Consider the following 10,187-nt stretch of genomic DNA (forward strand, 5'->3'; position numbering starts at 1 on the left):
ATATGTATATGCACTTGTAACGATGAAAAGTAATGGTTCAGAAAATTAGGAAATGATTGAATGAAGTGAATAAATTTAGTAACCTTATTTGTACAGCAATTACATAATTGTTTTGTAATAATTCAATATTTGTATAAGGGGGGCGTTAAGATTGGATCTTACGTTTAAAGTAGAGGAAACATGTTTTAATTACCGCGTCGGAGCAATTTGTAAACTGGATAATAAAATACTTATTCTTCAAAACAAAGGGGAACATTATTGGTATGTACCAGGCGGAAGAGTGAAAATGCTAGAAAATAGTGAGGATGCGTTACAACGAGAACTTGCAGAAGAACTAGGTGTTCCTATTAAAGGGAAGAGATTAATATGGTCAGTAGAAAATTTCTTTACACTTTCTGAGCGAAAGTTTCATGAAATTAGTTTTTATTATGAAGTAGAGCTACATGAGTTACCTGCGAGTGGAGCGGATCAATATATTTTGGAAGAAGAGGGTAGAACGTATTTGTTTAGATGGGTGCCAGTAGAAGAACTGCATACATATAACTTACAGCCTGCATTTATAAAAGAGAAAGTAAAGGATGTATCAGTTCACACAGAACATATCGTATTACAAAAGTAAACGTATTACAAAAGTAAACGTATTCGGAGGAGAAAACGGTGAAGGGGACTAAAAAAGAGGTACATATAAATGACAAAGTAATTCGTTACACACATATCGAAAAAGGTTCTAGTACGGTTTGTTTTATGTTTTCAGGTTCAGGATACAATTATGATAAGCCGTTATTTTATTACGCAACGATGTTAATGCTTGAACATAAAATAGATGTTGTACATATTCATTATTCTTATGATGGACAATTAATGAATAAACCAATGGAAGAAGTAACGAAAGTAATGATGGATGATATTAATCCTGTAATAAATGAAGTATTAAAAGATGAGCAATACAACGAGACTATGTTTTTAGGGAAGTCACTCGGAACAATTCCGATTGCAAATGATTTAATGAAGAGAGAAGAATTCGCGCAGTCAAAAATGATACTACTTACACCTTTACTGACGTTTGATACAATTTTTGATTTTATCTTACATAGTCGACACGAAGGGTTTTTAGTTATTGGGGATAAAGATCACCAATACAATGCAGATCAAATTGATCAGTTATATAAAACGAATTTACAGATTGAAGTTGTCAAAAATGCAAATCATTCTGTAAATGTTGGGGGATATGAAACGGAAAATTCAATTGAGGCTATAGCGAAAATAATAGGAAAACTTAAAGAAGTTGTTAGGACAAACTAACCTATTAATACATGCAAAAGAGGTGCGAATTGCACCTCTTTTACTTTAATAAGCCTTCAAAACATGAAGTAAATAATCCTTACGATTCAGCGGATTATAATCAACACGTTTTCGAGTAGGGAAGGGAGCCATAAGTTTTGTGAAACCAGCTGGCTTCGTTGTAAATATGCCTTCTCCTTCTGTAAATGAATGTAGTATTCGTTTGAAACTCTCTGTTTTCGCAACAGGTAATGATCCTGTTAACTGATAAGAATTGTTATTGAATATAGGCTCTGCAAAAGTTGCTGGAACGGCAGCGAGCTTATACATTGCGGTACTAATTGCTTGCTCCGGTACAGTTAATTCAAACGCATTAACTGGTTCATATACATATGTTGCAGCTTGTTTTAAAGCATCCATTAAAACGAGCGGTGTTAAGTTTCTAAAGTCACTCGCTGTTGTAACAGGACTAGCATAACCAGTATGTGTTAACGTGATGATAATATCTGTAACTTCCCACCCATATAATCCTTGTTTTAACGTTTGAAATACCGTATCTTCAATCGCTTTATGAAATGCTAAAGGTAGTGAGCCGAGCTCAACACCTAATTTATATGTTATACCGCAATTAAGTTCACCACGTTCAACTTTGAATCCGATTGTTGCGTAAAATGGATTCTCTTTTTCACCCATTACTTCAACAGAATTGCCTACGCCAATTGGTTTCTCGATACATACAACTCGCGTATTTGAAAAATTAACCTGCAAATTATATTTCTCATAAAGTGTTGTTTCAATTACTTCTTTTTGTACCTCACCGAAAAGGCGAATATATAGTTCATTATGAACATCGTCTTTCCAAACTTTAATGAGCGGATCTTCTTCACATAGTTCCATAAGAACAGCGTATAAATTATGAATTTGCTCTTTAGGTACCGCATCAATGGCAGCTTCCATTTGTGGTTCGGCAAAGTGAATATCTTTTATATAATCCGTACGTTCACCGATAATATCACCAATTTTAATATCATTCAGCCCCCACACTTTACAAAACTCACCGCTAGGAACGGTAGAAGTTTGAACGGTATCTCCATTATGAAATAGGCACATTTTTTTTATCTTTTCTTTATGGAATAGAGACTTACTGCGCTGTATATTAACATATTTTCTAACATGTAAGCTACCTAAAAAAACTCTTATATAAGCAACCTTTTCTCCAGAAGGTTCACGTTCAATTTTAAAAACAACACCGGATAATGGTTCCTCTTGTGCCGATGTAAGAGCTGGAATGAGAGCCGGAAGTTTTTCAAGAAGTTCTGTTACGCCCATACCAGTCATTGCTGAACCGAAAAAGATTGGATACACATTCGCTTGCTGTATTTGCTGTTCTAGTTTTTCTCTTAATAGTGCGTCCGGTATTATTTCATTATTTACATATGATTCAAGTAACGATTCATTAAATGGTGCTAACAGTTCCATACAATCGTCATATGATTTGTATTCAATGATCCGGGCTTCTTTCGTTCCTTCGTTTAGAACAGAGTAGAAGGGGAATGCTTCATTTGAAAGAACCTCTTTTATTTGTTTCATAACTTTTTCAGTGTTTGCGCCACTACGATCAATTTTATTAACGAATAAAATAGTCGGTATGTTTAGTTTCTGTAATGTTCGCATTAAAATTTTTGTTTGTGCTTGCACACCTTCAACGGCAGAGATAACTAAAATCGCACCGTCTAGAACGCGGAATGATCGCTCCACTTCAGCGATAAAATCAGCGTGTCCAGGTGTATCAATGACATTTACTTTTACAGCATCAATAAAGAAAGAAACGACAGATGCTTTAATCGTAATTCCGCGTTGTCTTTCTAATTCCATTGAGTCAGTTTGTGTATTACCACTATCTACTCGGCCAATTTCTTTAATCACATTCGTTTCATAAAGAATACGCTCAGTCAAACTCGTCTTGCCAGCGTCTACGTGCGCGACAATCCCTATATTTATTGTTGTCATTTGTGAATATCCTCATTTCATTTTCCATTTTCAATTCCTCATTTCTATTTGTATATTGCCGCATTATCAATCACTCTCCAGTTCTTTAAATTAGTATTATTATAGTGCAATTAACATTATTTGTAACGCTACAAAGCGCCTTAATTTGGAAAAAATAAAATGAAAACAAAATGCTTGCATTCTAAATCGATATAGATTATATTAATTGACATATCAACTATTGATGTATCAAACATTTTTATTTTGATTGTAAAGGAGGGTTAATTTGACAAGTTCATGCTCAAAAGAAGCGATTATTTTATATAAATTACACTTTCTAAATAAAGAAGTAAGTTCGAAATTTGAAGGGTGTACGGGTATGAGCCAGTCTCGATTAGAGCTTATACTTCAGTTATATGAAGTAGGTGAAATTAGTCAAAAAGCACTTCAACAAGAAGTGAATATTGATAATGCTGCGATAACAAGGCATTTAAAGCAGCTTGAGGCCAATGAAATGATTGTAAGACGTAAAAATCCAGATGATAACAGAATTACGTTAGTTTCTCTTACTGAAGAGGGACGAAATAAAATTCAAGCGTTTCAAGAGGAAAAAGAACGTTTTGCAGCATCTGCATTTAAAGGATTAAGTGAGGAAGAACGCGATAATCTTTTAAATATGTTAAATCACATTCAAGAAAATATAAAAGAATTATAAAAAAGGGAGAATACAACTATGACTAACTCAGTAAAAACAAATGATTTTAACGAAATTTTAACAGGACGTCGTTCAATTCGTAAGTACGACCCTTCAGTGAAAATTAGCAAAGAAGAAATGACAGAAATTCTTACAGAAGCAACACTTGCACCATCTTCAGTAAACATGCAACCATGGAGATTCGTAGTGATTGAAAGTGACGAAGCGAAAGCAACACTTGCGCCACTTGCGAAATTCAATCAATCTCAAGTAGAAACATCTTCAGCAATGATCGCTTTATTTGGTGACTTAAACAACTTTGATAACGCAGAAGAAATTTATGGTACAGCAGTAGAGCGCGGTTTAATGCCGGCAGAAGTAAAAGAAGATCAAATGAAAAAACTTTCAGCTTACTTCTCTATGGTTACACCAGAAGTAATGAAAGATACAGTATTAATTGACGGTGGTCTTGTAGCGATGCAATTTATGCTAGCAGCTCGTGCGCACGGTTATGACACTTGTCCAATTGGTGGATTTGAAAAAGACCAAATCGCAGAAGCGTTTGGACTAGATAAAGAACGCTACGTACCAGTAATGCTAATTTCAATCGGGAAAGCTGCTGATAGTGGTTACCAATCAGTACGTCTTCCAATTGACAAAGTTGCTGAGTGGAAGTAATCTAATTAGGTCATAGAAATATATGGAATATGAAAGGGGAAACACCATGATTATTATTCACGCAATATTTCAAGTAGACCCAGCAAAACAACAATCATTTTTAGAAGAAATTCAGCCACTCATTCACGGTTCAAGAGAAGAAAGTGGAAATGTATCTTATGATTTATATAAAGATACAGAAAAAGAAAGTGTTTATACGATGGTAGAAGTATGGAAAGATGAAGCAGCAGTTGCGAGCCATAATACGAGTGAACACTTCACATCTTTCGTTAGTAAAGCAGCACAGTATTTAACTGCTCCATTAGATATAAAAGCTTATAATGGAGAGTTAGTGAAATAATAAGGTAGAAAAGATGACTTTAGCGTATAGCTGAGGTCATCTTTTTTTGTATAAGTAGAACCTACTTTCGACACAGTTATGTTGAAAGATAAGTATTGCTTTCATATTCAGTAATAGCAGTGAATTACGTGTTAAATTCGAACATTCGGTTTATTAGAATATTTTTCCATGTTATAATTTTCTTGAAAATATAAGGTAGAGGGGAGTAAGTGATGGGAGAATTTCAAAGTAATTTGCATACGGCAACGCAACTTGCAACGAAAATGAGAAATGCTTCAGATCGAATGCAAAGTGCTACTAGTCGCTCTATAAATAAGGCAACGCGTACGACACTATCTGTGAACTTTAAAGCGCAAGAAGCAAATCAACAAAATTTACAGATCACGACACAATTTTGCGCTGCTTTTCAACAAACGATTGATAATATCCATTCCGTAGCAAATGAATTTGAGAAAATGGATACCGGACTTCAAAAGACTTTTCAATAATGTAAAAACCTACGTAAAGGGGAAAAGGTAGGGAGAAAAGATGAGTCAAGAAATTGAAACGAGAATCAGTCAATGTAATCAAAAATTACGAATTATATTTGAAGAACAAAATGAAAACCGAATCGCGCTGCAAAATCAAGAACGAGCTGAGGCCAGTTTTCATGAATGGAAAAATAGAAATAATCGTTTATTTAACCGAATACTAGAAACTTGGTATGGTGACAAAGAAGCATTTCACCTTTTTACGAATATGCGGCAAGAGATCGGGCAGTACGAAAGAAAACTTACATTCGAATTAGAAAACGAAAAAGAGACGTTGCTTAAAGAAAAACGGCATCTCAGCGAGAAAGAAAATGACCTTTCCTATGAACAGCAGCAACTACAAAGGGAGGCCAATACATGAGTTTAAACATGTATTTGGGAGAAGTACAAAGTCAAACGCAAAGTATGAACGCTATATGTAATGCTACGATTCAAAGTATGGAACAAGCCATTCAATCTATTGATGCCTTTGCGATAGACACAGTATTACAAGGACAAACATACAGTAGTGCAAAAGCCTACCTTGTCCAAACATTTCGGCCATTAGCGCAAGGAATCATATGCTTATGTGAAGAATTAATTCGCCAAAACGAAGCATTTCCAAACGAGTTCCAAGCGAAAGTTGCTTCGACAGATGTGATCGAACAAGAAATAAGAGAACAAATACGGGGAATTAATCAATCGATTACAAGTATAGAAGCAATAGAAGTACTTACACCGATGCCCGGAGTAAGTGCGATTGTAACGGTATTAGGTGCAATGAGAAAAAAACTGGAAGAAAAACTAGAGCGTTTACAAGAATTCGAACATTCATCCAGCAACAACTACAGCACCGCCCTCCAATTAGCGGCTAGCATCACAGCCGGACTCGCTGAAGTGCAAAGCGGGAAAGGATTTAGTCCTGTGAGTGGGACGTTTAGTACACAAGGGTTGAATATGGATTGGGTGAGTTCGATTCAGGGGATTATAGAAGAAACAGCTCGAAAAAACGATCAGTCAATTAAAGATATAGAAACAAATAACATAATTGAGGAGAAATCTCCGGTTAGAAATGCTTGGGACGATGCGGCAGACGGTATAGTTAGCACGTTTGAAACAGCGAAAAAGATGTGGGAAGCTATTCAAAGAGGATCGGGGAAAGCTATTGGTGATGAAATCGAGTCCGCAATAGCTTTAAGTAATATGGACATAGGAACTTTTATTAATGTAACCTATGCACTTTTCCATTTGGATGAAACTGCAAAAAATATGTGGCATGCATTTTCAAATAAAATAAAACGAGATATGATAGAGGGAGATGCAGAGAGTCGTACAGAATTGACTACCTATGGATTAACACAAATAGCTACCACAATATTAGGCGATAGGGCACTAAATAAAGTAGGCCATATCACAAAAGGAGCAAAAGCATCAAGTGGAGTAAGTACATTTGCTAACGCAGTAAAACTAGCAAAAGAATTGCAGCCTACGCTTGAAATGTTACAATCATTTAAGAGAGAGGCTTCCTATGCATTCTCTAGTGTTGGTGGAACTATTGTAACCAAAATACCTCAAGGCGAATTATTAGAAGCTTTTTATAAGTTTGCGAAGTCTAAAGATGGTAGTAAGGGTAAAACTGGTGAAATAGCTAAGGAATCTAGAAAAGTAGCCCAAACATTAGAAGCAGCTAGAGCACAACAACGTACGGTAATAGAATCAGTAGAAAGTGGCGAAGTAGCTTTAAAAACAACGAAGCGTAAAGGAAATTATGGTGAAATGAAGATGGATGACTTTTTTGAAAGTCAAACATATACTAGAATTAGTGATGATCGTGTATTAACATTAGATCAAAAAATTGTTAAGGGAATAGATGGTATATATGAAAATTCATCTCCGCCGCCTAAGTATGTAATAGCGGAGGCTAAGTATAATACTGCGCAACTTTCAAATACAAAAGATGGAAAGCAAATGAGCGAAACATGGATAGATGGTTCTAGACGTTTGGAATCAACTGTTGGAGAAGAAATGGCAGATAAAATTCGAGAAGAAATGCTTTTGAATCCTGAAAATGTACAAAATATACTAATTAATGTTGATAAGGATGGTAATGTGGTTAAAAGCATTTTGGATTCTTCTGGGAAGAAAATAATTGAGTAAGGAGAATGAAATGAGAGATATTTTAAAAAATGAAGATTATTTCGAGGATTATTTAAATAGACAGAATAATAGAATAGAAAAGTATAAAGAATTAGCAATGAAAGTAAAAAATGAAAGACCAAATGATTTAGGTAGTATTAAAAGAGCTTATGGATATATTGAATCAATTTGTATTGATAAATTTAATTGTTTATATTCAATGGGAAGACCTATGGAAGTACTAAGAGATTTTTACCCCGAAATAATTGAGACGATGAAAAAGGGGTGGAGTGGCAAATATAGATATATAGATTTATTGTGGGTTCTTTCTATTGGGATAATGCTAGATGTTTCAAAAGATTATATAATTGAATTAGAAAAGTTGGTAGAAAAAGAGAAATTGAATGATTATTTGATTGATTTTTTATTTAGTTATAAAGATGAAAATTGGGAAGGGAATACCACAGAATTTATCTTTGCAGACCCATATAAATCAATTTATCGTGTGGTCAATGCAAAGAATAAAGAAGAATCAGTAAAGGAATTGAAAGAATATTTAGAGGGAAAATGGTATAAGGGGCATAGTGATACAGGCTGGTATGATTCACATGAAAATAAAAATGATATCTACAATGGTTATTGGAGTTACGAAAGCGGAGCAATCGTAAAGATTTTAAAATTAGATGATTCAAGTTTAAAAAATACTTTATACTACCCTTATGATATGGTGCATTATCAAGGAAAATAAATGTAATAATCCACAGTGTTCAACTTTTTACACTGTGGATTTTTTAGTTTGTGTTAAAGTAGCTATAAGGGTAATGTTGGTAAGGGATCTAGTGAGCTAGAAGTAAGATTGATGCAGAACTAATTAGGAATTATCACTGGATTTTTTTATCTAAATATCCATAATATCTAATTGAATGTTAGTAAATTCATAAACATATTGTTATCACCTTCTATTTATATCTGTATATAGAAATTAATTGAATAGTTTAATTAAATCTTCAATAGGCCATATCACAAAAGGAGCAAAAGCATCAAGTGGAGTAAGTACATTTGCTAATGCAGTAAAACTAGCAAAAGAATTGAAGCCTACGCTTGAAATGTTACAATCATTTAAGAGAGAGGCTTCCTATGCATTCTCTAGTATTGGTGGAACTATCATAACCAAAATACCTCAAGGCGAATTATTAGAAGCTTATTATAAGTTTGCGAAGTCTAAAGATGATGGTAAGGGTAAACCTAGCAGTAACAAAAATACAAATGTAGACAATTTTGATGCAAAAACAGCTACAAATAAGCAAAAAGGGAATTATGGTGAAATAAAATCTAGTGACAATTTATTGAATAATCAAAGTTTAAAAGAAGCTGGATTTGATTTAAAGCCAGTCGGAAAAAGTGCCCCATCAGGCATAAATGATAAAATAGTAAAAGGGATTGATGGATTATACGAAAATGCAAATCCAAATTCAAATATTAAATATGTTATTGATGAAGCAAAGTTTGGTAGTTCACAATTAGGAAAAACTAAAGATGGACCACAAATGTCAGATGGTTGGTTGAACGGTTCTGAAACTGGAAAAAGTAGAATATTGAAAGCTGTTGATGGAGATGAAGTATTAGCTGAACAGATTACGAAAGCCTTGAAAAGAGGTAAAGTTGAAAGAGTATTATCAAAAGTTGATAGTAGTGGAAAGGTTAAAACATTTAAGATAGATGCAAAGGGTAACATCGTTGGAGAATGGCCATAATTTAGAAGCGAGGAGGAATTGAAAAGAATGAGAGATCATTTATGTATAGAAGAAAAATGTAAAAGGGGAATAGAATATCATAAAGAGTTTATCGAAGAAAATAGAGAAGAGATTAAAAGTTTAGAAGAAGATGAAAAAAATGGTATTCAAAGATATCCTAATGATAACAAAAGTATTATATTAGAAAATTATTTGTCGAATTTTATACATGAGATGAACGACATTAGGGCAATGTATTCTTTAGGAGAAGACATTAGTAAAATGGAAGTATATTTTTATAATGCGATAGATGATTTAGAGCATACAGGGACTAGCAAAGTGGGTTATATATATATGCTTTGGATAATTTCTTTAGGAATTTTGTTAGAGACGGATAGAAAGAATATAGAAAGATTAAAAAAGATAGTTGATAAAAAAAATGTGAACGACGCAGTAATTGATTTCCTCTTATGCGCTAGTGATATCGGATACACAAAAGTGACGAATAGATATTATAAAGAAAATCCATATGCAAAAACGAGAGAGATTATAGAACTTGCACAAACAGATAAAAAAGAAGCATCTAAAAGATTACAAACGTACATGGAGAAAGAATGGTTTAAAGGCCATTATGATTATGAATGGAAAAATGCGCATAAAGAACCTGGATATGTAGGGTATTGGAGCTTTGAGACAGCTGCAATAGTAAAGATACTCGAACTTGATGATACAAGTTTAAAAGGTAATAACCATTATCCATATGATTTGGCACATTATAAAAATGAAATGAAATTTAAGCATATAGACCTAAGTGAATATCACTATGA

Annotated in this window: 12 protein-coding genes; 11 read left to right on the forward strand and 1 reads right to left on the reverse strand. The window is 33.9% G+C overall.

Annotated features, from left to right (window positions below; genetic code table 11):
• Positions 1-151 precede the first annotated feature (151 nt).
• Entirely contained in the window at positions 152-619 is a 468-nt protein-coding gene (locus ES895_RS17555; protein WP_000366240.1) for an NUDIX hydrolase, read from the forward strand.
• A 38-nt stretch (positions 620-657) separates the two neighbouring features.
• Complete coding sequence (locus tag ES895_RS17560) at positions 658-1,302, forward strand: hypothetical protein (RefSeq protein WP_000679152.1); 645 nt, start codon at positions 658-660, stop codon at positions 1,300-1,302.
• Between the two features lie 45 nt (positions 1,303-1,347).
• Here ES895_RS17560 and ES895_RS17565 read toward each other — a convergent pair whose 3' ends face one another.
• The gene (locus ES895_RS17565) at positions 1,348-3,291 is read right to left on the reverse strand and encodes an elongation factor G (protein WP_097995016.1); all 1,944 of its coding nucleotides are present in this window, start codon (positions 3,289-3,291) and stop codon (positions 1,348-1,350) included.
• A 265-nt stretch (positions 3,292-3,556) separates the two neighbouring features.
• Between ES895_RS17565 and ES895_RS17575 the strand changes: the two genes are divergently transcribed.
• The 9 genes from ES895_RS17575 to ES895_RS17615 form a co-directional block, all read left to right on the forward strand.
• Positions 3,557-3,985, forward strand: a complete 429-nt coding sequence (locus tag ES895_RS17575; protein ID WP_000204172.1) for a MarR family winged helix-turn-helix transcriptional regulator — start codon at positions 3,557-3,559, stop codon at positions 3,983-3,985.
• Positions 3,986-4,003: 18 nt separating this feature from the next.
• The gene (locus ES895_RS17580; RefSeq protein ID WP_000185390.1) at positions 4,004-4,642 is read left to right on the forward strand and encodes a nitroreductase family protein; all 639 of its coding nucleotides are present in this window, start codon (positions 4,004-4,006) and stop codon (positions 4,640-4,642) included.
• Between the two features lie 46 nt (positions 4,643-4,688).
• Positions 4,689-4,982 (forward strand): putative quinol monooxygenase, encoded by a 294-nt coding sequence (locus ES895_RS17585; RefSeq protein ID WP_044584585.1) that lies wholly within the window; start codon positions 4,689-4,691, stop codon positions 4,980-4,982.
• A 212-nt stretch (positions 4,983-5,194) separates the two neighbouring features.
• Positions 5,195-5,470, forward strand: a complete 276-nt coding sequence (locus ES895_RS17590; RefSeq protein WP_065703808.1) for a TIGR04197 family type VII secretion effector — start codon at positions 5,195-5,197, stop codon at positions 5,468-5,470.
• Positions 5,471-5,510: 40 nt separating this feature from the next.
• Positions 5,511-5,873: a DUF3958 family protein gene (locus tag ES895_RS17595; RefSeq protein ID WP_044584584.1), complete on the forward strand. Its 363-nt coding sequence runs from the start codon at positions 5,511-5,513 to the stop codon at positions 5,871-5,873.
• Entirely contained in the window at positions 5,870-7,648 is a 1,779-nt protein-coding gene (locus ES895_RS17600) for a T7SS effector LXG polymorphic toxin (RefSeq protein WP_016110226.1), read from the forward strand. The genes ES895_RS17595 and ES895_RS17600 overlap by 4 nt, the downstream gene beginning before the upstream one ends.
• 10 nt (positions 7,649-7,658) lie before the next feature.
• A complete protein-coding gene (locus tag ES895_RS17605; protein WP_016110225.1) occupies positions 7,659-8,375 on the forward strand; it encodes a PoNe immunity protein domain-containing protein in 717 nt (238 codons plus the stop codon).
• A gap of 238 nt (positions 8,376-8,613) precedes the next feature.
• A complete protein-coding gene (locus tag ES895_RS17610; protein WP_135238527.1) occupies positions 8,614-9,381 on the forward strand; it encodes a hypothetical protein in 768 nt (255 codons plus the stop codon).
• A 27-nt stretch (positions 9,382-9,408) separates the two neighbouring features.
• On the forward strand, positions 9,409-10,187 hold a 779-nt coding region (locus ES895_RS17615), incomplete at its 3' end, for a PoNi-like cognate immunity protein (RefSeq protein ID WP_135238528.1).

It is taken from the genome of Bacillus sp. 007/AIA-02/001, assembly GCF_004634455.1.
Classification (GTDB): Bacteria; Bacillota; Bacilli; order Bacillales; family Bacillaceae_G; genus Bacillus_A; species Bacillus_A cereus.

Coding starts and splice junctions, on each gene's coding strand:
- ES895_RS17605 (WP_016110225.1), top strand. CDS start 7,659: ATGAGAGATATTTTAAAAAATGAAGATTATTTCGAGGATTATTTAAAT.
- ES895_RS17595 (WP_044584584.1), top strand. CDS start 5,511: ATGAGTCAAGAAATTGAAACGAGAATCAGTCAATGTAATCAAAAATTA.
- ES895_RS17585 (WP_044584585.1), top strand. CDS start 4,689: ATGATTATTATTCACGCAATATTTCAAGTAGACCCAGCAAAACAACAA.
- ES895_RS17580 (WP_000185390.1), top strand. CDS start 4,004: ATGACTAACTCAGTAAAAACAAATGATTTTAACGAAATTTTAACAGGA.
- ES895_RS17600 (WP_016110226.1), top strand. CDS start 5,870: ATGAGTTTAAACATGTATTTGGGAGAAGTACAAAGTCAAACGCAAAGT.
- ES895_RS17590 (WP_065703808.1), top strand. CDS start 5,195: ATGGGAGAATTTCAAAGTAATTTGCATACGGCAACGCAACTTGCAACG.
- ES895_RS17565 (WP_097995016.1), bottom strand. CDS start 3,291: ATGACAACAATAAATATAGGGATTGTCGCGCACGTAGACGCTGGCAAG.